The following is a 21,625-nucleotide window of genomic DNA, read 5'->3' on the forward strand; positions in this document are numbered from 1 at the left end:
GATGATATTACAGATAGATGAAAATGCGGAAGAGATTTATTTTCCCGATCCGCATTATGGTGATGAAGACGGTTGCTTTGCAATAGGTGGCGACTTGAGTATCGACCGCCTGCTGCTGGCTTACAGCAACGGCATCTTTCCCTGGTATAGCTTTCGCGACCAGCCGGAGATACTCTGGTTCTGTCCGATGAAGCGCTTCGTCATCTTCCCGGATGAAATCCACATCAGCCATTCCATGAGAACCTTGCTGAGAAAGAACAGGTACAGCGTGGGCATCAACGAGGATTTCGATGCTGTGATTCGTGCCTGCAGCAAGACCAATGGCCGTTACGAGGAAGATGGTGCCTGGTTGGGTGAGAACATCATCCAGGCATTCACCGCCCTTCATGAGCAGGGCTTTGCGGCAAGCGTGGAGGTATGGGATAATGAGACCGGTGAACTGGTAGGTGGACTTTATGGCGTTACCATCGGCAAGGTCTTCATAGGCGAGAGCATGTTCTCCAAGGTTCCATCAGGCTCTAAGATAGCCCTTATCTTCCTGGCCCGTTATCTGCAGGAGCATGGAGGCAAGATGATAGATTGCCAGTTGGAAACCCCGCATCTCAAGTCGATGGGTGGCAGATATATTTCTTATGAGGAATATATGGAAATCATGAATGAGGAATAATTGAGATTCTTTTTTGAATAGGAAATGATAAAGGCTAGGTTCCCGATTCTGGGAAACCTAGCCTTTGTTATTATTTGGCCTTTTGCTTTTTATTAGAATATTGGTGTGCCGATGCAACCGTTAGGTGCCTGGATATGCAGCATCGCACATACGGTAGCGGCAATATCTGTCATATAGTGAGGCTGGGCACTCTCGCCGTGCTGAATGCCCCAACCCATAAACAGGCAAGGAATATGGATATCGTATGGATTCCATGCTCCGTGGGTAGTTCCCTTGCTGCTGTAATATTCGTAGTGACCTGGTTTCAGTACAATCTGAACACCTCCGCTGCGCTCACGGTTGTAACCGTTGATGGCGCGGAACTTCAGTTCTGCAGGAATGCTCTCTGTGGAAGTCTTCTCCATGTCGAAGGCATAGTGCACATCCTTGTCTTTCTTCAATCTATCTACCACAGCCTGCTTGATGGCTGCGTAATCCAGACCGAGTTCTTCGATGATATCTGTGTTGAAGAACACCTGGTAGTTCATGATGGTCTTCACGAGATCTTTGTCGGTATTGAACTTAGCTTTCAGAATCTGATTCAGCTCTTCTACCAATCCCTTTTTGTTCCAGATGCCGGCAGGGATTCGCTGATCCTGCAGGAAGGTAGCGTTGTTCACGCCTCCATGGTCGGCGGTGAGGAAAGTGAGATAATTTCCTTTGCCTACGGTCTGGTCGAGATAAGCGAAGAAATCTGCCAAAGCCTTATCAAGTCGGAGATAGCAATCCTCTGTTTCGATAGCGTTCACGCCCACCTGATGACCGATGTAATCGGTGCTTGAGCAGCTGATGGTCAGCAGGTCAGTATCTGTGTTTCTACCCAGGTTCTCGCCCGCGATGGCAGCCTTGGCAATATCGAAGGTCAGGTTGCAGCCGAATGGAGTGTTGCGGAGAATCTTGTAACCATGCTTTTTATATAAGGTTGGCAGATCGAGTGGCAATACAGCCTTCTCACCCTCAGCGATTCCATTCTCGTAGTTGTTGTCATCGCTGGTGCTCTCCTTGTAGGAATCGATAGGGTAGAGCGTCTCCCATTTCTTGGAAAGATACTTGTTTGGGAGTTTCTGCTTGTTGAACTTGTTCACCCACTCTGGCAACTTATCCATATAGAAAGTACTGGTGATGAACTTGCCCGACTTGTCATCAAACCAGAAAGCGCCATTGGCGTGATGGCCCGCAGGGAGGATGGATGCTCTGTCTTTCAAGGCTACACCAATCACCTTAGAGCGGTTGTTGGTAGCCAGACGGAGTTCATCGCCGATGGTGGTTACCCACAGATTGCGAGGCGACATCTTGCCCGCCTTGCTGTCAGAGCCCACAGGGTTCACGGTATCATCAGCAGTACAGTACACAACCTTTCCATCCTTCACGAAGTTATTTCCTGCAATTCCGTGGATAGAAGGCACGGAACCGGTCCAGATAGAAGTGTGTCCGATGGCTGTAACCGAAGGGATATAAGGAATCTTGCAGTTTTCTACGCTGAATCCTTCGCCGAGCATTCTCTTGAATCCGCCTTCGCCGTAGCGGGCGTAGTAGCGATAGAGATAATCCCATCGCATCTGGTCGATAACGATGCCTACAACGAGCTTAGGGCGTTGAGGCTGAGCCTGTGCGATGCCGCAGAAGCAGCAGAGCACGAAGATGAGTTTGATAATCTTATTCATAGTCAAAATGTCTTTTTTATACATAACCATTCAGTATTGTATATTGCAATTCGGTTGCAAAGATACAACTTATTTTGGTATTTAACGATAAAAAAGACGATTTTTACCCAAACTTCTCATGGCGTTCAATACTGCCAGTACCGTAACACCTACATCGGCAAAGACAGCCATCCACATGGTGCCGAGACCGATGGTGGCGAGAATCAGTACGGCAACCTTCACTCCGATGGCAAATACCACGTTCTCGTGAGCGATATGAATGGTTCTCCTGGCTATCTTCACGGCAAGGGCAATCTTTCTAGGGTCATCATCCATCAGTACTACATCGGCAGCTTCGATGGCTGCATCGCTTCCAAGTCCACCCATGGCAATGCCCACATCGGCACGCTTCAATACAGGGGCATCGTTGATGCCATCGCCTACATAAGCGAGCGTCTTGCCTGCCGGTTTTGTCTTCAGCAGTTGTTCTACAAGCGAAACCTTATCGGTTGGCAGCAGTTCTGCGCGGCACTCGTCCAGTCCCAGTTTGTGGGCAACATCTTCTCCCACTTCTCTGCGGTCGCCCGTCAGCATTACCGTTTTCTCCACTCCCAGTTCTTTCAGCTCTCTGATGGCATGGGCGCTTCCTTCCTTAAGGGTGTCGTTGATTACAATATGTCCTGCGTACTTGCCATCAATGGCGATGTGGATGATAGTTCCCACCTGGTTGCAGTCGTGCCATTGGGCACCGATGCTTTCCATCATCTTCTTGTTGCCCACGCAAACCACCTTGCCGTTCACTTTGGCACGGATACCCTGTCCTGCAATTTCCTCTACATCGGTCACCTCGCAGCCGTCCGTAGCTTCTTGCGGGAAGGCAGTACGCAGGGCTGCTCCGATAGGATGAGTGGTGAAATGCTCGGTATGAGCTGCCAGATGAAGCAGGATTTTCTCCTTGTCAGAATATTCGCCAATATGCACATTATCTGCATCATGGGATGAATGGTCTGGGCAGGAAGCATCTGCATGAACAGCTGCTACGGCAAACTCTCCGTGGGTCAAGGTACCCGTCTTGTCGAACACTACGGTTCCCACCTTGGCTAAAGCATCCATATAGTTGCTGCCCTTGATGAGAATACCGTTCCGGGATGCTCCGCCGATGCCACCAAAGAAGGTGAGGGGCACGCTGATGACCAGAGCGCATGGGCAGGAAACTACTAGGAATATCAGGGCGCGGTTGAGCCATAATGGGAAGTTCTCGCCAAAGGTTCCTTCACCTACGATTCCTGTTGCAGCCAGGAATGGAGGAATAACCGCCAGGGCAATGGCTGCGAAAACAACGATAGGAGTATAGACTCGGGCAAAACGGGTGATGAAAGCCTCGCTCTTCGACTTGTTCTTGTCTGCACTCTCTACCAGAGAAATAATCTTGGATACGGTACTCTCGCCAAAACTCTTGGTGGTGCGTACACGAACCACTCCCGACAGGTTGATGCATCCTGACATGATAGTATCGCCTTCGTTCAAATCCCGTGGCATACTTTCTCCCGTCAGGGCAACAGTATTCAAGGCTGAATTGCCCTCAATGACAATGCCATCCAGAGGCACTTTCTCTCCCGGACGGATTACAATCGTTTCTCCAATCTTTACATCTTCAGGAGAAACGATCTCTACCTTTCCGTTTCTTTCAACATTCGCCACGTCTGGTCGGATATTCATCAGATGCGAAATACTGTCGCGGCTCTTTCCTTCCGCATATCCTTCGAAGAGTTCGCCCACCTGAAAGAAGAGCATCACAAAGACTGCCTCCGGGAATTCTGTCTCTGATCCAGGGAAGAATCCGATGCAAAGTGCTCCGATGGTTGCAATAGCCATCAGAAAGTTTTCGTTAAACATATCGCCCTTGGCAATGCCTTCTGCAGCTTCGCCCAGCGTCTCGTGTCCTATTAATAAATAAGGAATGAGATAGACGAGTAGTAACTGCCAGGTAGCCAGGTCGTAATTCTTTTCGATGAAAACGGCGATAATCAGGAGGATGATGGTAGCTCCAATCAGAAAGAGTTTGGATTTCAAACCGCCTTCTTCATGATGATGGTGGTGGCAACCGCACCCCTGGTGCTCATGTTCTTCTGTGGAGCATGAGCAGTCATGATTGTGCTCATGATGATGTTCGTGAGAATCTTCACAATGGCATTCATGATGATGTTCGTGAGAAAGTTTCATTTCTTCCATAATTTTGCAATACTTTTAGTTCTATATAACCAGGAACATTCAGTTCCTTTTTCTATTTCGGTTGCAAAATTACGAAAAGGTTTCTGCAACTTGGTTGCAAAAGCCCTAGTTGTCCTCTTTTTCTTGCCGATTCTCTTACTCAGTCGTTTGGCTTCTTGGGCAAATTAAGAAGAAACGTGAAGATTATAGCCCATCGAGATGACATTCTCGAAAATGAAGGGCATGCCGTATCAAGTAACGACATGCCCCTATTTCTTTATTCTTTATTTACCATTTCCCAATCCAAAATGCCTTTGCCTTCTTCGTCTAGTTCTATGCCTAAGCCTACTACCTCTCGCTTGTCGGCCTTGAAAGGCTCCAGGTATTGGCGGTCTTGAATTTGCTTGATGGCAGCTTCCTTGCCTCCGTTGTTTCTCAACTTTAATTCTATTATATAGATGTGATGAGTTGTTTTGACAATGAGGTCGATTCTGCCAGTAGAAAGCATGTGCTCTACTTCCACCTTCAAACCGATGGCGTATCAGCCTCTTGTCGCATGGTCAATGCAGGCAGTACGCATTCGTATAGCGCCTGTTTTACCTCTTCATTTGGGAAGCCTAAGTGATAGACATTTCCTACGCACGATTTGATGGTGAGATAACCTGATTGATATAAGAATAGTTCTGGACCTCCGCCAGTAACATCGGAAGTCTCCAATGTGTTGCGGAGAATCATGCAATCCTCAAAATCCGGTAGGCGCAACTCTGCATCCTTGATGAACTTCGGCAGCATGGAAGTGGCTCCCGAAGATGCCCAATAACTGTTCAGATCCTGGGTGTCAAGCGCATTGATGAGGCTGAAAGGATTGTAGATGTCAACCATGTTTCTGCGACTGAAATGGTAACCGTCGTAGTAGTCTTTCAGCTTGTCGTGGGTTTCCTGCAAAGTCCATCCGTTTACCTCTGCCATTTTTTCAAGTTCAGGCTTGAAGTTCTCTTTTATCTCCTCCTCAGTGATGCCGCAGATGGCTGCATATTCTGGGAGGAAACTGATGTTGGTTAAATTGTTGAGCACGGAGAAAAGGGAAACCTGCGTAAATTTGGTGATGCCTGTGATAAAGACCAGACGCTCGTATTCATCATCGGCCTTTAAAATGGCAAAGACTTCACGATATACCTCGGTACATGCTTCGTGTTCCGGGGTTTTCCAGGAGTGCTGGAGTGGAGAGTCATATTCGTCGATGAGGATGGCAACCTTCAAGCCCGTCTGTTTGTATGCCGTCGTAATGATGGCGTCAAAGCGGTCGGCAAGCTGGGCGGTAGGGTCGGGAGTGATGACATACTTCTCTTCGTAGTATCCGAATCGCAGATTCAGGTACGAACGCAAGGTTTCTGCATTGGCGCCTCCACGGCTCATGTCGAGTCGAATCACAGGATATTCCTTCCAGTCCTTTTCCAAGTCCATGATTTTGAGTCCTTCGAAGAGTTCCTTTCTTCCTTCGAAGTAACATTGTAGCGTATCAATGAGCACAGACTTTCCGAATCGGCGAGGACGGCTCAAGTAATTATACCTTCTACCTTTGTTCGCCAAATCCCAAATGATGTCAGTCTTATCAACATAGAGATAGTTTTCTTCTCTTATCTTGTTGAAAGATTGTATGCCTATAGGCAGCTTTCTGTATTCATTGTTTGCCATAATCCTTTCTCCTTTTTTAATATGGCACAAAGATACGGCAAATAATTGAAACCACCAAATTTTGAAAGAGGAATTACGGTGTTGTTTTTTGAAGATGCATTCTTTCAGGCGATGTGTTCTTATATCTTAAATTGTAAGTCCAAGTAATTCGGAAATGGCGCTCTAGAAGAAATAAAGAGTGTTAAAGTTGGAAATGAAAGAGTTCCTAGCTATTATATGCAGAATAAGTTGAAAAAAACATAAATTATGCGATAAAACATGGAGAAATAAAAATTAAATAGTATCTTTGCCATATAAATAATGAAAATGATGAAACAGGACGTACAGACATATAATATCATGGATAGAATGCGGAGTTATTCTTCCGCATTCAGTCGTTCCCTGTTTACTGACATTATCAAATATGGAGATTGTTCTCGACTTGATGCAATTCATGACAGATATGATGGTAAGAGAAAGAAAGAAAAAACTTATTTTTCATACTTAAAGTATCTATATCGTCAGATTAGTATCAATTATAGGTGTGAATATGTTTATAAGAATGAGCTTATTGAACTATTGATAAAAAAATATGCCCATTCTAATACCGTCATTTTCAATGAGTTTAGAATGCAAAAGTCCATAGTTGATTTAGCAATGTTTAATGGAAACAGTAGGGCTTTTGAGATAAAGACGGAGTATGATACAACTCGTAGGTTAATAGGACAGCTGGTTGATTACACTCGTGTGTTTCAGCTATGTTATGTTGTTATACCAGCAAATATGCTAGAAACTTACGAAAAGGACATTCCTCCTTATATAGGAATAGTCCTTATGAGAGAAAGTGGTGGTGTCTTGGAACTGGATGAAGCAAGACCTGCTGTTGAAAACAAGAATATAGATGCGGGTATGATGATGAAGTGTCTACGTACCAAAGAATATGAGAATATGGTCATTGAAGAATTTGGTAAACTTCCTGATGTGCCTTATTATGAAATGTATGAGGCATGTGAGGAAAAACTGTATGATATGCCACCAGACAAGTTACATCAATATTTCTTGAAAGAAATAGAGAAGAGAAAGAATAATATGTGTCTTTTGAAAAAGGCTCCTCGTGAGTTACGACAAATGTACCTCCAGCTAGGACTTTCTAAAGGGCAGATAGATATTCTGCAAACATATTTAAATAATCCTATAAAATCGCAGTTGAAGTTATGTATTTCCCATATTTAAGAGGTAAACAATATGAGTTGTTGGCATTGAAAGACTTTTCTCAGATGAGCCCTAATAATGCTAAGATTGTTCCTATCATAGAACCAGTGAAAAATCAGGTTAATGGTTTGAATTCTGCATTGGAAACTATGATAAAAAATGGTATGCGCTTTGCTCTTATCTTGAATCCGAAAGATGGAGATTTCAAGAGAAATGCAGACAATTATATGCTGCCTAAACTAAAATGCTTACAAGAAGATAGAGAACATTGGATACCTGCATATTTTTACAAGAATAATGCAGATATATTGCTTGCTTATGCAGAGAAGTATAACCTGACTAAATTGATGGTTGTTTTCCCAGAAGGTACTAATGTCCATGATAATAATATAATGGATTTCTTGTCAAACGAAAGAGTCCGGTATGTTGTTAACGGTAACTCTTCTAATTCTGCTATAGCTAAACTGAGAGCCTTGGGCAAAAATGTTATTTCGTTGGAAGACCATTTTAACTCGCAGAATAAGAATGCTGATTATGCAAGTAATGATGATGAGTTCTTTAGTGATGATTTCTTATATTATAAAGACAATGGGTTTTATGGTTTTGCGGATTATACCGCACTTCCCAAGAACTTTGTCGAGGGAGGAATGTTGCCGTATGCAATTGCTATTCATTTGACCTACAAAAAATCAGATGAGGAGGTTTATGTTCATCATTTTGTGTCTGATAGTAACTTAGACCAATCGAATATTCGTGGAAAATTCCGTGAGGCAGCAATTAAGATAGATCCTTTTTATAAAAATGGAGGGTATACTGAGACTGCAGCCGTTATAGAATTGGTGGATAAAGCAATTGATTCTGCAGGTTATCCAGGCTTAGGCTATATCAAGAAATTATCAATAAAGAATCATTTAGAACTTATTGATAGGTTAATAACGGAATAATTGGTCAATATGAAAATTTGCAAGAATTGTTTTGCTGATGTGGAAATGCAAGCTGCGGTTTGTAATGAATCCGATACCAAAGGAATCTGTGAAGTTTGTGGTCAAGAAGGTCGATTGCTTGATATAGAATACTTTTCTGATTTCTTCGAGGAAGTGTTGGCTTTGTTCGAACCTTCGGAAACAGGAACAGGAATTGCCGATTTAGTTCAACAGGATTGGGATATCTTCTCTTCAGTAGGAATTGGCACGAAAGTTTTATCTTATTTTTTGTCATTGAAAGACTATGGCTATTCAGTTGATGATAAAGTTTCTTACTCAGCATTGATGGAGGATAAGTTGAACGTGTGGAATGTAGTTAAAAAACAAGTTCGGGAATCAAGACGTTTCTTTGCTGATTTGTTGGCTTTTGATGAAATGAATCTTATGGAATCTAATGCTTCAATATTAGAAGGAAGCATATTCTATAGGGCTAGGGTGATACCCTCTGGAGTGAAAGAGCTGTCAACGAAAGAAATGTCGTGTCCTCCTTATAACAAGGCTACGGCAGGACGGGCAAATCCGATGGGAATTCCGTATTTATATTTGTGTCAAGATGAAGAAACTACATATTATGAAGTAAGAGCTTTGTATCTAGATAGGTTGAGTGTAGCTCAGTTTAGAGTAAAAGAAAATTTAAATATTCTTGATTTTACATCAAAGTTGAGCTTGTATGTTGCATTCTCAAATGCGACAGAAACTTTGTCTGATGTTATTGTGAAACAGAAGTTGCTGCAGGCGATAAGCCATGACCTGTCAAAACCATTGAGACGATATGATACAGAACTGGAATATGTTCCTACTCAGTTGATTTGTGAATATTGCAAGTTGAATGGTATAGATGGAATTCGTTTTGAGAGTTCTTTGCATAAAGGTGGTATAAATCTAGTCCTTTTTGATGCAAATAAGGCTGACTGTATATCTGTTGTGAGCAAGGAAATTAAAAAAGTAGAAATTGCATTGTAATATAATAGTGTTTTTGAATATGGATACAGCTGAAATCTTGGCAAACTATAAAAGTATAGAAAAGTATATATTTGGTTGGGCTTCGTCTGTGTTTACAGAGTTCAACGAATTTCAGAAAACTAAAAGTGTTTATTATTATACAGATATGAATGCTTTAGTTAATGGTATCATTGTACCAAACCCAGAAGCAAATAAGGAAATTTGTCTTTGGGCAACAAAATGGTCTCATCTTAACGATAAGGAAGAAAATCAAGCGGCTTTAAATGTGTTGCAGGAGGCTTTAAATGATGATGTCTTTAATTCTTTTGTGATTTTATCTGACGACAACCATTCTGTAAGCTTTTCAAAAGAGCAAGATAGTTTGCCTATGTGGAGTATGTATGGTAGTCATGGTGGTGGAGTTATGCTAGAATTTGATGTGCAAAAACTGCTTAAAATATATGGAGCAAGATTAATGCCATGTGTTTATCTTAATACAGACTACTACAACTCTGTTTGTGCTAACCTGTTTGAATTCCATTTTGATGATACTTTTGAACACTTGTCGCAGCATCAGAAAGTTCTTGCAGTTTCCATTTTAACACAGATGTTTATTGGGGTAACAAAAAATCCTGCTTTTCATTATGAAAATGAAGTAAGAATTGTTGGGATAGGAAATAAATACTTTTATGATACTGTAAGGCAAGAAGAATTTCGGGTGAAAAACGGGGTGTTGATACCATATATAAAGGAGTTTTTACCAAAGATATGTTTAAAGGCAGTTTGGTTAGGTCCTTCTATGGATAAAGTACTTTCCCAAAAAACACTACGAGCATTTCTTGATAGTCACCAAATTGGTGCAGAAGTAAAATGTTCATCAATACCTTATCGTGGATAAGTCTATGAATATGAAATAAGATTTGTTTTATATAAATGATATATATTATGGGATACAAAAGAAGCATGTTTCATAAGTCGTCTTCATCGCTTGGTAAGAAATTCTTGTCTGGATTAATTCTTGGTGGAGTTTTAGGTACAGCTTATGGCGCAAAAAAGATGGTAGATAAAGTTGGAGAAATCTCTAATGATGCTAAACCGACTGGTGATGAAGAAATTGGGCTAGGTTGGAAAATATTTATTCATGTATTTCTGCTGGGATGGCTTATTTTAGGTCTATTTATAGGTATTTGGACTTTTGAAATTTTAGGTATGATTTTTATGCTACCAGCTATGATTATGCTACAAGAAGTACTAAAAGAAGATTTCTCAAGGAAAAAATCAAAGAGTTAAACATTTACAGATGCTTTTTCTACATGAAAATTGTATTCATTCTAATTTTTATAACCCATTACAAGAGCCTTTTTATTGAGAAAAGGCTCTTGTAATGATTGAAAAATATCTCAAAGCTCCAATGAATCCGAATAAAGCTCTTCTCTATGTGGTATAATTTGTTCGTTCAGTATGCATAATATATTAAATATGAAAGTGTTGCCTATATTGATTTTTGCTCTTATATCCATAACGGGATGTAAGAAATATGATTTTGGAGAAACTCCTGATTGGCATTACCTCATAGTCGATGATACGTATGCGCCATCATGGGAAGGAAAAACATGGGTACATTACACTTGTGATTACGAGACACAAAACGATTTGTATGTCGAACCTATTAAATATTGTGATTGGGTATCAGATTTTGATGTGAAATACGAAAAAATGTATGTTTCCCTTGACTCAAATAAAACAGGAAATGATAGGTCTTGTCTGTTTGTTGCGTATAGCGAAAAGACAGGACAAAATGACACATTCAAAATAGAGCAAGCCAAAGTGCATGTGCCAAGTGGGTCTTCTAGTAGTGGAGGCTCTTCTTCTGTTTTTAGTGGTCAATGCGCCGCACGAACAAAAAAGGGAAGAAGATGTAAGAGAAGAGCCTCCAAGGGTAGCATTTATTGTTGGCAACACGGAGGGTGAAGCTATTTATTATATTTCAAGAAAATTGTCTTGTCACTGTTTTCCGTGTAAGCGTGAGCAAACATGAATTTTGTCGTATTTTTATATTTGCGTGGTATATAAAAATAGCTCTCGCCTATATAGTCGCCATGCTTATTGTTATGGTACGATAAAGTACAAACATTATTACTTGTAAACATATATCTATTCTGGGTCAATCCATCTTTAAAGTAAGGACACATATTTGTCCATCCCCAAGACCAAACCTCTCCAGCAAATGAGTTTACAAAAGTTTCATCTGTCTTTCTTAATTCCCAAACAGGTGTATAGTTCCCTTTATTAGTTTTACTTCCTACTTTTCCATACACTTTAAGCCCATTTATTGTTGGCTCTATTTTTTATTCGTCTCTGCTACCTGTATATTCGTTGGTGATACTGATTGTATTATCTGCTAATATGCCAATTCCCCGCCCCATAACACCATTTTGTTTATAGTAGAGCACCTCTCCGTTTGCTGAAATTGAAATGAAAGCGGTATCATTATGAATATCTTCCCATACTCCTTGGTAGTCTGCTAAAGTCATTTGTGGCTCTTCTGGGATAGTGTCCTCTTTGCTGTCACTACTGCAGGCCACAATAAAGAAAGGTGCTAGTATGATTGTCTGCACCGATAAAATCTTTTTTATAATCTATATATAATCTTAAATGTTTACGGTTCAAAGATAATGTTTTTATTTGATTTGGCAACCATTTTGGCAACCAAATTTTTGTTTTTATGGATAATTTGATAAAAATAATATTAAAAAGGGAGTTAATTGGGGATTTTTAAGAATCTTTCTTCCCCAAATACGAAAAAAGCAGTTAAGCGATTTCTGCTTAACTGCTTGATTTTCAAAGTGGACCAGCTAGGGCTTGAACCTAGGACCTCCAGATTATGAGTCTGTTGCTCTAACCAACTGAGCTACAAGTCCATTGAATTTTTATCAAATTCGAGTGCAAAGATACTAGATTTTAGGCAAATAACCAAATAAAATCTTAAAAATTTTCCTTGAATCAGAAAAATAGCGTATCTTTGCACCAAATTATGTGCGCACACGTGCGTATGTACTTATTAATCGTACAAAAGAAAAGTATTTCTATTCAGAAATGGACATAGACAAAAACAAAAGAATCGGTCTTACCGACGAACAAGTAAAACAGAGTAGGGAACAGCATGGCAAAAACGTGCTCACCCCTCCTCAACGTACCTCATTATGGAAATTGTATTTGGATAAATATCGCGACCCGATTATCCAGATACTTCTTGTGGCGGCTTTCGTATCCCTCATCCTTGCTTTTATCGAAAAGAATTTCATGGAAACCATCGGTATCTTCGTGGCAGTTTTCCTTGCTACTACCGTGGGCTTCTATTTTGAGCGCGATGCGGCTAAGAAGTTTAATCTGCTTACGGCGCTCAGCGAAGAGCAGCCGGTAAAGGTGCGCCGCAATGGTAAGGTGATGGAGATTCCGCGCCACGATGTGGTGGTGGGAGATGTGGTGCTCGTGGAAGTGGGCGACGAGGTGCCTGCCGATGGCGAACTCATCGTCTGCAACGACCTGCAGATGAATGAATCTACCCTTACGGGCGAACCCGTTACCGAGAAATCTCTGGAAGGCGGTGGCGATGGAGCCTATCCTCGCAACGTCATCCTCCGTTCTACCATGGTGATGAATGGTAGGGGCGAGTTCGTGGTTACTGCCGTGGGCGATGCTACCGAGATTGGTAAGGTGGCGAAGAAATCTACCGAACAGACTTCGGTGGAGACACCGCTTCACATGCAGCTCGATAAGTTGGCAAAGATGATTTCCAAGGTAGGCTCTGTGGTATCTGTGGCAGCCTTCTTCATCTTCCTGATTCACGATATCCTCACCAACCCGGCATGGGGCGGCAAGGATTATTTCTATATGGCAGAAATCGTGCTGAAATACTTCATGATGGCTGTTACCCTGATTGTGATGGCGGTGCCTGAGGGATTGCCGATGGCGATTACCCTTTCTCTGGCGCTCAACATGCGAAGAATGCTGAAGTCGAACAATCTGGTGCGCAAGCTCCATGCCTGCGAAACCATGGGTGCCGTTACCGTGATCTGTACCGATAAAACCGGTACGCTTACCCAGAACAAGATGCAGGTGAGCGCCCTGGAACTCAAGCAGGGCGATGAGGCGCTGCTCGATACTGCCATCGCCCTCAACTCTACAGCCGAGTTGAATGACGGCAAACCTATCGGAAATCCTACCGAGTCGGCTCTCCTGCTCTGGCTCGATGCCCAGGGCAAGGATTATGAAGAACTCCGCAAGCAGGTGAACGTGCTCAAGCAGTTGCCTTTCTCTACCGAAAGAAAGATGATGGCAACCTTGGCAGAAGTTGATGGCGAGACCTATCTCTTCGTGAAGGGTGCGCCTGAAATCGTGATGAAGAAATGCATCATCGAGGATAGAATGCAGAAACAGACAGCTGAAGAACTCGACGAGTGGCAGCATAAGGCTATGAGAACCCTGGCGTTCGCCTATAAGAAGATAGAAACTTCTATCATGAGAACCTCCAGAACCTCTACTGCCGAAGTGGTAGCGCTTCTCGATGCCAACGACCTTCAGTTGCAGGCCATTGCAGCCATTGCCGATCCTATCCGTCCGGATGTTCCTGCCGCCGTGCAGGAGTGCCGCCATGCGGGTATCGAAGTAAAAGTGGTTACGGGTGATACGGCTGCCACCGCCTTGGAGATAGGCAAGCAGATAGGTGTCTTCGAAGATGAACCTGAGAATATCGGAGCTGATGGCTCTCTGACTTCGCTCGACCAGCAGATGATTACGGGCGAACAGTGGGAGGCTCTTTCTGACGAAGAGGCTTACGAGCGGGCGAAGGATATCCGAGTGATGAGCCGTGCCCGTCCTACCGATAAGCAGCGACTGGTGGCCATGCTCCAGAAGCGTGGCGAGGTGGTTGCCGTAACAGGTGACGGTACCAACGATGCTCCGGCACTTCACTATGCCCACGTGGGCTTGTCGCTGGGTTCGGGAACTTCCGTGGCTAAGGAGGCTTCGGATATGACCCTGCTCGATGATTCCTTCAAGTCTATCGCCAACGCCGTAATGTGGGGACGCTCGCTCTATCGCAACCTGCAGCGTTTCCTCTTCTTCCAGTTGGTAGTAAACGTGGCAGCCCTCCTGCTGGTGCTTGGCGGCTCTGTCATCGGAACCGAGATGCCTTTGACGGTTACCCAGATTCTCTGGGTGAACCTTATCATGGATACCTTCGCAGCCCTGGCACTTGCCTCATTGCCTCCATCTCACGAGGTGATGAAGGATAAACCACGCAAGGCATCCGATTTCATCATCAACAAGAGCATCGGTTTCGGAATCCTGTTCTGCGGCATCGTCTTCTTCCTCGTGATGTTTGCCCTGCTGGTTTACTGCGAGCGCAGAGGCAAGGGTGGAGTAGATGTGCATGAACTGACCATGTTCTTCACCACCTTCGTGATGATTCAGTTCTGGAACCTCTTCAATGCCAAGGCGCTGATGAGTCATCACACCGCCTTCCGCCATTTCCTGAAGGATAAGGGAATGATTCTGGTGCTTGTACTGGTATTGGTGGGTCAGTGGATCATCGTTACCTTCGGTGGCGAAATGTTCCGCACCACACCATTGTCGCTCCACGAGTGGCTGCTCATCATCGGTTCCACCTCTGTTGTGCTCTGGGTGGGCGAGCTGTGGAGAGCTTTTAAGAGAATGATAGCAAAGAGAAGATAATCCACCGATATCATCTTAAGATATAATTCAGGATTCTTCTTTAGATATAAATGATATAAGATAGAATGAATACAATATATTACAATGATACCGTTCAGTTGCAGCCTTGTGTGGCAACGATCGGTTTCTTCGACGGGGTGCATCGTGGACATCAGTTCCTGATTCATCATCTCGTAGAGACAGCACGAAAGGATGGCTTGCAATCCACCGTCATCACTTTCGATGCGCATCCTCGCAAGGTATTGCAGGCGGATTATCAGCCTGAGATGCTGAGCACGCTCGATTCCAAACTGCTGCTGCTTTCGAAGACGGAAGTGGATAATGCCGTGGTGCTGCATTTCGACAAGGCGATGGCTGCGATGTCGGCAAGAGAGTTTATGCAGCAGGTGCTCCACGACCATCTCAACGTAAGGAAACTCTTCATCGGCTACGACCATCGCTTCGGTCACAACCGCGAGGAGACTTTCGAGGATTACGTGCGCTATGGCAAGGAGATGGGCATTGAGGTAATCAGGAACGAAGCCTTCCAGATAGACGGCATCAATATCTCTTCTTCCGTAATCCGCTCTTTCCTGAAAGAGGGAGAAGTGGAGATGGCAGCCCAGTGCCTCGGTTTCCCTTATACCATCATCGGAAAGGTGGTGAACGGATTCCATGAAGGCAGAAAGCTCGGTTTCCCTACTGCCAATCTCGATATCTCTCACTTCGGACAGATGATTCCTGCCCCTGGCGTCTATGCCGTAAAGGTAAGACTGGAGAACTCGGTGGTATGGAAGCGGGGAATGATGAATGTGGGCAACCGTCCTACCTTCAATGGTAAGCAGATAACCCTGGAGACGCATATCTTCAATTTTGATGGCGACATCTACGACCAGCTCCTGCTGGTAGGCTTCGTGAAGCGAATAAGGGGCGAACAGAAGTTTGACGGTCCCGAGGAGTTGGCGGCGCAACTGAAGGTGGATGAGCAGACCGTGCTGGATCTCTTCGAAAAGGAAGCGAAATGATAGCAAGAATGCTATTAACTATAAAACAGTTAATTATAAACTATAAAAGCAATGGCAAAGATTAATTTAAAGAGAGGTTTGACGGATGTAGTCCTCTACCTTATTATATTTATAGTAGTACAAATCATCATGATGTATGCCGGTGCAGGAATCTGGGCAGGCATCAAGGGCGAAGGTTATCAGGCAACGCTTCAGGCAGCAAGTACGGGCGGTAACGCCATTCTTGCGGCGCTTGTTTCTGCGTTCAGCAGTGTCATCACCCTCATCATCTTCCTGAAGACGAAGTGGACGCCGCTTACCCGCAGTTATCTGCTTTCCAAGCCTTGGGGCACGCTTCTCTGGGTGGCATTGTTCTCCCTGGGAACCATCATCCCCCTGTCGTTCCTCTATGAGCAGCTGGGCATTGAGATGGATGAGAATACTCAGCAGATAATCACCTCGATGATGAAGGAGCCTTGGGGCTATGTAGCAGTCGGCATCCTGGCGCCTCTTGCCGAGGAGGTCGTGTTCCGTGGAGCCATCCTCCGCACCCTGCTGGGCATCATGAGCAAGAAGAACCATTGGGTTGCCATCATGATTTCTGCTGCCATCTTCGGAGTGGTTCATGCCAATCTGGCACAGTTTATCAATGCCCTCCTGATGGGCTTGCTTCTGGGATGGATGTATTATCGCACTGGCAGTCTTGTTCCGGGCATCCTGCTCCACTGGGTGAACAATACGATGGCGTATGTACTTACCAACATCATGCCGCAGAGCGACGGCAAGCTCATCGACCTCTTCCATGGCGATGAGAAGACTGTATATTATGCCGTAGGCTTCTCTCTCTGCATTATGATTCCAAGTTTTATACAGATGATTATCAGATTAAAGAAAGCAAAGGCTTAATGAATATTCAGAAAGCAAAAGTTTTAAATATAGATAAACTAGTAAAAAGGTTACCTGAATGGGTAGCCTTTTTTCAGATATATAAACAGATATATAAGTAGATTGTATGAAGATTATAGAAAGCAGTATCATAGGAAAGAAGAGCCCTGAGACTTGTGAGGATGGAATGGTAGTTACCGATGATTTCATCGCAGTGATTGATGGCAGTACGAGCAAGACTCCGAAGCATCTCAATCCTGATATGAAGAACGGAAGATATGCCATGATGCTTATCTCGGAGTATATTCGTGAGGAGTTGAAAGCGGATGCCTCGGTGGATGATTTCTGCCAGGGCGTAACGGCGTATATATATAATAAAGTGTATGAAAAGCTAGGGGTGGAAGAGCGGTTGAAGGAGCATCCGGAAGAGCGGCTTACCGCCTCGGCTATCCTTTATAGCCGGATAAGAAATGAAGTCTGGATGGTGGGCGATTGCCAGGCCATCATTGATGGAAAGCTTTATGAGAACGGCAAGCCTTATGAGCAGGAGATTGCCAGAAAGAGGGTAGAACTGATAGAGCAGGGCCTTTCGCCTGCTGAGGCTAGAAAGCAGATAGAGCCATTATTGATCGAGGCGATGCTTTCCGGGCAGAACCAGACCTATACGGTTATCGATGGATTTCCTATCTATCGGGAGGGAGTGAAGGTTGTCTCGGTTTCAGATTCTTGTTCTGTTTCTGATTCTGTTCCAATATCAGATTCTGTCCCAGCATCAGATTCTGTTCCTTGCTCTGACTCCGTTTCTGCATCAGGTACAATTTTTGTCTCTTCCTCCGAGATTGTATTGGCAAGCGATGGCTATCCGTTCCTGGAGCCAACCTTGGCAGCGAGCGAGGCGGCATTGGCAGAGCAGATTGCCAACGACCCTCAGAACATCCATTCCTTTATCGCCACCAAGGGCATTGTTGAGGGCAATAAGAGCTTCGATGATAGAACTTATATCCGATTTTCGGTTGAAAAATAAAACACGGACAAATTCAATTTGTCCGTGTTATTTTTTTTATGACTTCTGACCCAAGAAACGGTGAGTTTTGGGGAAGAAAACTATGAGTTACCTTGATTAACATAAAGCACTAAAGCAGCCAAAGGAGAATAAGAGAGGTTGGAACGTAAACAGTTGGGAATGAGTAGATTTGCACAAAGTTGCCAAATCGGCATAAAGCAAGCGAGTGAGGAATATTGAAGTAGTTCAGTTACTAAATCGTGAGCCACAGTTACCTATGCAAAGCAGGTAACAATGCGGAAAGGCAACTTTGTGCATCAACGGATTTTATTGCGCTGATTCTCAATGTTTTGCGTATCAAGGAACGCTTACAAAATGATTATATTTGCACACTCAAAATGTAAGCGTTATGAAAATCGAAAAATTCAAGGTGTTGCTCTACCTAAAAAAGAGCGGAATGGACAAGAACGGAAAAGCTCCCATCATGGGACGCATCACGGTGAACAGGACTATGGCGCAGTTCTCCTGCAAGTTGTCTTGCACTCCATCGCTTTGGAATCCTCGTGCCAGCCGATTGGAGGGCAAGAGCAAGGAAGCCGTGGAGACCAACAAGGACATCGAGCAGTTGTTGCTTTCCATCCAAAAGGCTTTCGATGTGCTTGTGGAAAAGAGAACGGACTTCGAGGCTAAGGATGTCAAGGAGACTTTGCAGGGCAGCGTCAAGACACAGACCACCCTTCTCTCCTTCGTGGACGAGCATATCAGCGAACTCAGCACCCATGAGGGCATCGATATGTCGAAGAGCAGTGTCTGGACTTACAGAAAGATTCGCAAGAATCTCGCTGAGTTCATCGGGGAGAAGTATAGGTTGACTGATTTGGCTTTCGGACAGCTGACCGAGCCTTTCATCAGTGACTTTCACCATTACTTGCTTGACGAGAAAGGCTTTTCATCAGGAACCATCACCATCTATGTGTCGCTCTTCAAGAAGATGTGCCGCATCGCCTTTGAGCGAGGCTTGTGCAAGAACCTGCTGTTCGCCCATTATCGGGTTGGCACTCCAAAGGTTACGACACCCAAGGCTCTCAGTATGTCTGATTTCATAAAAATCCGTGATGCGGAACTACCCGAAGACAAGCCGAGACTATCCGTTAGCCGTGACCTGTTTCTTTTCGCCTGCTATGCAGGAACAGCCTTCATAGACACCGTTTCCATCACGAAAGCCAATGTCAAGGTGTTGGAGGATGGCGACAAATGGCTCATCTATAACCGCAAGAAGACCGGAACACTTGCCAGGGTGAAACTCCTGCCCGAGGCGTTGGAGCTGATGGCGAAATACGAGGACGGGGCAAGAGATACCCTTTTCCCATTGCTGAGCACGAATCGTGTTCGTATCGATCTTATCACCATCTGCAAGTTGGCGGAAACGAGCAAGACCTATTCCTACCATTCGGGACGACACTCGTTCGCCAGCCTCATTACGCTGGAGGCAGGTGTGCCGATGGAGCCCATCTGCAAGATGCTCGGTCACAAGGATGTGAAGATGACGCAGCGGTATGCGAGAGTGACCCAAAAGAAGCTGTTTGAGGACATGGACAAGTTCATCGCTGCAACCGAGAAGGACTTTATTCTCGCATTATGAACAAGGCTTTCAACTTTTCTTTTTACAGTTCAACTACATTATTATATTATAAGGACAACAACTATGAGCAGAAGTACATTTTCAATTTTGCCTTACATCAACAGACAGAAGGTGAAGGCAGACGGAACAGCCAACATACTTTGCCGCATCACCGTTGACGGCAAAAGCGCAGCCATTTCCACAGGCATATCCTGTACACCACAGGAGTGGAATGCCAAGAAGGGAGAGGTACGGAACGCAAGGGACAGCGGACGATTGGCAGGTTTCCTTGCTGAGGTCAAGGATAAATACAACTCACTTCTTACCGCCAATGGCATCATCACCGTGGAAATGCTGAAGGCTGTGTTGAAGGACAAGGACACGACAGGAAGGTTCTTGCTGAGCTTTGGTGATACCATCGTGGAATGGTATCGAACCGCAAAAGCCAGACAGACCTTTCTGCACAAGCGGACATGGCAGAAGAACCTGAGAGCCTTTGTCCATTTGTTGGATAAGGACGACATCGCCTTTGAGGACATAGACGAGAATTTCGGGGAGGAATACAAACTATTCCTGAAACGAGACCAGGGACGCATCGACAGCTACGTGAACCATTGCCTTCTCTGGCTGAACATGTTGATGTACAAGGCAGTGGACAGGAGCATTATCCGCTTCAATCCCATAGCCAAGATAGGGTATGAGAAGAAGGCAGCCCCGAAGATGACCCATATCAGCAAGGCAGACTTCATCAAGATGCTCTCTACTCCGATGGCTGACGAGCGAACGGAGCTTGCACGCAGATGTTTCATTTTTGCCTCGCTCACCTCCTTATCCTATATAGATGTAAAGAAACTGTACCCTCACCATATCAGTGAGAACTCCGAGGGTAGGAAGTTCATCCGCAAGGAAAGAGAGAAGACAGGCGTGGAGTTCTTCGTGCCGCTCCATCCGATAGCCGAGAAGATTCTTTCGCTCTACAATACCACGGACGACAGCAAGCCTGTTTTTCCACTGGGTGAGAAGAAAGACATCTATCTTGATGTGCATACCCTTGGAATGGTGCTTGGCATAAGTAATAAGTTGGGATTCCACGCCAGCCGCCATACATTCGGAGTCTTGATGCTCAACGAGGACATTCCCATCGGCAGCATAGCCAAGATGATGGGACACGCAGACATCACAAGCACACAGGTCTATGCGCAGGTGACGGAGCAGAAGATTTCAAATGACATGAATAAGCTTATTGCCAAGCGAGAAAGGAACAAAAATCCAATGGCATAGACCTGCCATAAAGCAACGTTCCTTGGAGGCTTTGCGCCTCCAGCCACTTGGGCGAACCTCCGCAGTGTGTTTTAGCATGGTATTAGATTTTATACAGACCATACGGAGAACACTCGGCAAACACGACCAACTCGGTATCGCCAATAAAACGAGGCGACAACCTATAACAGCCACACTCGGTAAGTTATACGTTGTCGCCTTGTTCTTTTCACACACTCATCAATGACATTCTCCTACAAGCCCTTCATTCGGTACGCCTCACGATAGTTAGCCATCAGAATCTTCTGAATGTCGGACTCGCGGTAGAGTATCTTTCCGCCAAGCTGGATATACGGGATGACACCGTTGTTTCGGTAGTCCTGCAGGGTTCTTCGGCTCAGTTGCAGCCTGGCACAAAGCTCCTTGTCCGTCATGAAGCGCTCACCGTCAAGCATGGGGCGGTAGTTCATCACGGCACGTTCAAAATTGTCAACCATTCGGTTGAGGTGGTTCACGATGTGGGTCATCCACTCGCTGTTTCTTGTCATTACTTCATTGCTCATAGTTGTCTCGTTTTATTGTTGATACTTACGTTACTCGGTTTACTTGCTGCTTTGGATTAAGTGGCTGTTGTATATTGACAGCCTAACCTGTGCGCTTGCGAAAGCGCATGTCCTTTTTCTTGTCCTCCACTACTGCTACGATAGCCATCACGTCCTCCGGCTTGTAGTAGGTCTTGTGGCTGATTTGCGTATAAGCCAAAGTT

General features: G+C 44.5%; 19 protein-coding genes, 1 tRNA gene and 1 pseudogene. 13 read left to right on the top strand and 8 right to left on the bottom strand.

Annotated features, from left to right (window positions below):
* The first annotated feature begins 1 nt into the window (after position 1).
* The gene (aat, locus tag CFT61_RS14580; RefSeq protein WP_089545127.1) at positions 2-667 is read left to right on the top strand and encodes a leucyl/phenylalanyl-tRNA--protein transferase; all 666 of its coding nucleotides are present in this window, start codon (positions 2-4) and stop codon (positions 665-667) included.
* Between the two features lie 92 nt (positions 668-759).
* Here the strand turns inward: aat and pafA are convergent, their stop codons facing one another.
* From pafA to CFT61_RS14600, 4 genes are all read right to left on the bottom strand, one after another.
* Positions 760-2,370: an alkaline phosphatase PafA gene (gene pafA, locus CFT61_RS14585; protein ID WP_089545149.1), complete on the bottom strand. Its 1,611-nt coding sequence runs from the start codon at positions 2,368-2,370 to the stop codon at positions 760-762.
* 81 nt (positions 2,371-2,451) lie between these two features.
* Positions 2,452-4,422 (bottom strand): heavy metal translocating P-type ATPase, encoded by a 1,971-nt coding sequence (locus CFT61_RS14590; RefSeq protein WP_089545128.1) that lies wholly within the window; start codon positions 4,420-4,422, stop codon positions 2,452-2,454.
* Between the two features lie 415 nt (positions 4,423-4,837).
* Positions 4,838-5,083: a PD-(D/E)XK nuclease domain-containing protein gene (locus tag CFT61_RS17365; RefSeq protein WP_254919002.1), complete on the bottom strand. Its 246-nt coding sequence runs from the start codon at positions 5,081-5,083 to the stop codon at positions 4,838-4,840.
* Between the two features lie 2 nt (positions 5,084-5,085).
* Positions 5,086-6,255: an ATP-binding protein gene (locus tag CFT61_RS14600; RefSeq protein ID WP_254919000.1), complete on the bottom strand. Its 1,170-nt coding sequence runs from the start codon at positions 6,253-6,255 to the stop codon at positions 5,086-5,088.
* A gap of 306 nt (positions 6,256-6,561) precedes the next feature.
* Here CFT61_RS14600 and CFT61_RS14605 point away from each other — a divergent pair, with 306 nt between their 5' ends.
* The 6 genes from CFT61_RS14605 (at position 6,562) to CFT61_RS14630 (ending at position 11,342) form a co-directional block, all read left to right on the top strand.
* Positions 6,562-7,467, top strand: coding sequence for a sce7726 family protein (locus CFT61_RS14605; protein ID WP_176425629.1), 906 nt, complete (start codon positions 6,562-6,564; stop codon positions 7,465-7,467).
* Positions 7,449-8,390 (top strand): sce7725 family protein, encoded by a 942-nt coding sequence (locus CFT61_RS14610; protein WP_089545131.1) that lies wholly within the window; start codon positions 7,449-7,451, stop codon positions 8,388-8,390. Before CFT61_RS14605 ends, CFT61_RS14610 begins: the two co-directional genes overlap by 19 nt.
* A gap of 9 nt (positions 8,391-8,399) precedes the next feature.
* Entirely contained in the window at positions 8,400-9,392 is a 993-nt protein-coding gene (locus CFT61_RS14615) for an RES family NAD+ phosphorylase (RefSeq protein ID WP_142990651.1), read from the top strand.
* 19 nt (positions 9,393-9,411) lie between these two features.
* Positions 9,412-10,269 carry a DUF2971 domain-containing protein gene (locus tag CFT61_RS14620; protein ID WP_089545133.1) on the top strand — a complete coding sequence of 286 codons (858 nt, stop codon included), beginning with the start codon at positions 9,412-9,414 and terminating at the stop codon, positions 10,267-10,269.
* 47 nt (positions 10,270-10,316) lie between these two features.
* Positions 10,317-10,661, top strand: a complete 345-nt coding sequence (locus tag CFT61_RS14625) for a hypothetical protein (RefSeq protein WP_142990652.1) — start codon at positions 10,317-10,319, stop codon at positions 10,659-10,661.
* A 171-nt stretch (positions 10,662-10,832) separates the two neighbouring features.
* Positions 10,833-11,342, top strand: coding sequence for a hypothetical protein (locus CFT61_RS14630; RefSeq protein WP_142990653.1), 510 nt, complete (start codon positions 10,833-10,835; stop codon positions 11,340-11,342).
* 377 nt (positions 11,343-11,719) lie between these two features.
* On the opposite strand, the gene CFT61_RS14640 is transcribed toward CFT61_RS14630, so the two are convergent.
* Positions 11,720-11,989, bottom strand: coding sequence for a hypothetical protein (locus CFT61_RS14640; protein ID WP_089545137.1), 270 nt, complete (start codon positions 11,987-11,989; stop codon positions 11,720-11,722).
* 229 nt (positions 11,990-12,218) lie between these two features.
* Positions 12,219-12,292: transfer RNA gene (locus tag CFT61_RS14645), tRNA-Ile, on the bottom strand.
* Between the two features lie 175 nt (positions 12,293-12,467).
* Here CFT61_RS14645 and CFT61_RS14650 point away from each other — a divergent pair.
* The 6 genes from CFT61_RS14650 (at position 12,468) to CFT61_RS14675 (ending at position 20,880) form a co-directional block, all read left to right on the top strand.
* Positions 12,468-15,107: a calcium-translocating P-type ATPase, PMCA-type gene (locus tag CFT61_RS14650; RefSeq protein ID WP_089545138.1), complete on the top strand. Its 2,640-nt coding sequence runs from the start codon at positions 12,468-12,470 to the stop codon at positions 15,105-15,107.
* Between the two features lie 65 nt (positions 15,108-15,172).
* Entirely contained in the window at positions 15,173-16,111 is a 939-nt protein-coding gene (locus CFT61_RS14655; protein ID WP_089545139.1) for a bifunctional riboflavin kinase/FAD synthetase, read from the top strand.
* 51 nt (positions 16,112-16,162) lie between these two features.
* Positions 16,163-16,996, top strand: coding sequence for a CPBP family intramembrane glutamic endopeptidase (locus CFT61_RS14660; RefSeq protein WP_089545140.1), 834 nt, complete (start codon positions 16,163-16,165; stop codon positions 16,994-16,996).
* Between the two features lie 106 nt (positions 16,997-17,102).
* Complete coding sequence (locus CFT61_RS14665) at positions 17,103-17,999, top strand: hypothetical protein (RefSeq protein WP_089545141.1); 897 nt, start codon at positions 17,103-17,105, stop codon at positions 17,997-17,999.
* A 388-nt stretch (positions 18,000-18,387) separates the two neighbouring features.
* Entirely contained in the window at positions 18,388-19,620 is a 1,233-nt protein-coding gene (locus tag CFT61_RS14670; protein ID WP_089545142.1) for a site-specific integrase, read from the top strand.
* A gap of 63 nt (positions 19,621-19,683) precedes the next feature.
* The gene (locus CFT61_RS14675) at positions 19,684-20,880 is read left to right on the top strand and encodes a site-specific integrase (protein ID WP_089545143.1); all 1,197 of its coding nucleotides are present in this window, start codon (positions 19,684-19,686) and stop codon (positions 20,878-20,880) included.
* A gap of 233 nt (positions 20,881-21,113) precedes the next feature.
* Here CFT61_RS14675 and CFT61_RS14680 read toward each other — a convergent pair whose 3' ends face one another.
* Together CFT61_RS14680 and CFT61_RS17370 are read right to left on the bottom strand one after the other, a co-directional pair.
* On the bottom strand, positions 21,114-21,422 hold the full coding sequence (locus tag CFT61_RS14680) for a helix-turn-helix domain-containing protein (RefSeq protein ID WP_089545144.1): 309 nt from the start codon (positions 21,420-21,422) through the stop codon (positions 21,114-21,116).
* 82 nt (positions 21,423-21,504) lie between these two features.
* Positions 21,505-21,625: pseudogene (locus tag CFT61_RS17370) on the bottom strand (helix-turn-helix domain-containing protein); the annotation flags it as partial.

It is taken from the genome of Segatella copri (genome assembly GCF_002224675.1).
In the GTDB taxonomy this organism is placed as follows: Bacteria; Bacteroidota; Bacteroidia; order Bacteroidales; family Bacteroidaceae; genus Prevotella; species Prevotella copri_U.

Excerpts from the sequence above, each read along its gene's own strand:
- CFT61_RS14605 (WP_176425629.1), top strand. The coding sequence starts at position 6,562 with ATGATGAAACAGGACGTACAGACATATAATATCATGGATAGAATGCGG.
- CFT61_RS14600 (WP_254919000.1), bottom strand. The coding sequence starts at position 6,255 with ATGGCAAACAATGAATACAGAAAGCTGCCTATAGGCATACAATCTTTC.
- pafA (WP_089545149.1), bottom strand. The coding sequence starts at position 2,370 with ATGAATAAGATTATCAAACTCATCTTCGTGCTCTGCTGCTTCTGCGGC.
- CFT61_RS14650 (WP_089545138.1), top strand. The coding sequence starts at position 12,468 with ATGGACATAGACAAAAACAAAAGAATCGGTCTTACCGACGAACAAGTA.
- CFT61_RS14680 (WP_089545144.1), bottom strand. The coding sequence starts at position 21,422 with ATGAGCAATGAAGTAATGACAAGAAACAGCGAGTGGATGACCCACATC.
- CFT61_RS14675 (WP_089545143.1), top strand. The coding sequence starts at position 19,684 with ATGAGCAGAAGTACATTTTCAATTTTGCCTTACATCAACAGACAGAAG.
- CFT61_RS14625 (WP_142990652.1), top strand. The coding sequence starts at position 10,317 with ATGGGATACAAAAGAAGCATGTTTCATAAGTCGTCTTCATCGCTTGGT.
- CFT61_RS14615 (WP_142990651.1), top strand. The coding sequence starts at position 8,400 with ATGAAAATTTGCAAGAATTGTTTTGCTGATGTGGAAATGCAAGCTGCG.
- CFT61_RS14665 (WP_089545141.1), top strand. The coding sequence starts at position 17,103 with ATGAAGATTATAGAAAGCAGTATCATAGGAAAGAAGAGCCCTGAGACT.
- CFT61_RS14610 (WP_089545131.1), top strand. The coding sequence starts at position 7,449 with ATGTATTTCCCATATTTAAGAGGTAAACAATATGAGTTGTTGGCATTG.
- CFT61_RS14670 (WP_089545142.1), top strand. The coding sequence starts at position 18,388 with ATGAAAATCGAAAAATTCAAGGTGTTGCTCTACCTAAAAAAGAGCGGA.
- CFT61_RS14655 (WP_089545139.1), top strand. The coding sequence starts at position 15,173 with ATGAATACAATATATTACAATGATACCGTTCAGTTGCAGCCTTGTGTG.
- CFT61_RS14660 (WP_089545140.1), top strand. The coding sequence starts at position 16,163 with ATGGCAAAGATTAATTTAAAGAGAGGTTTGACGGATGTAGTCCTCTAC.
- CFT61_RS14620 (WP_089545133.1), top strand. The coding sequence starts at position 9,412 with ATGGATACAGCTGAAATCTTGGCAAACTATAAAAGTATAGAAAAGTAT.
- aat (WP_089545127.1), top strand. The coding sequence starts at position 2 with ATGATATTACAGATAGATGAAAATGCGGAAGAGATTTATTTTCCCGAT.
- CFT61_RS14630 (WP_142990653.1), top strand. The coding sequence starts at position 10,833 with ATGCATAATATATTAAATATGAAAGTGTTGCCTATATTGATTTTTGCT.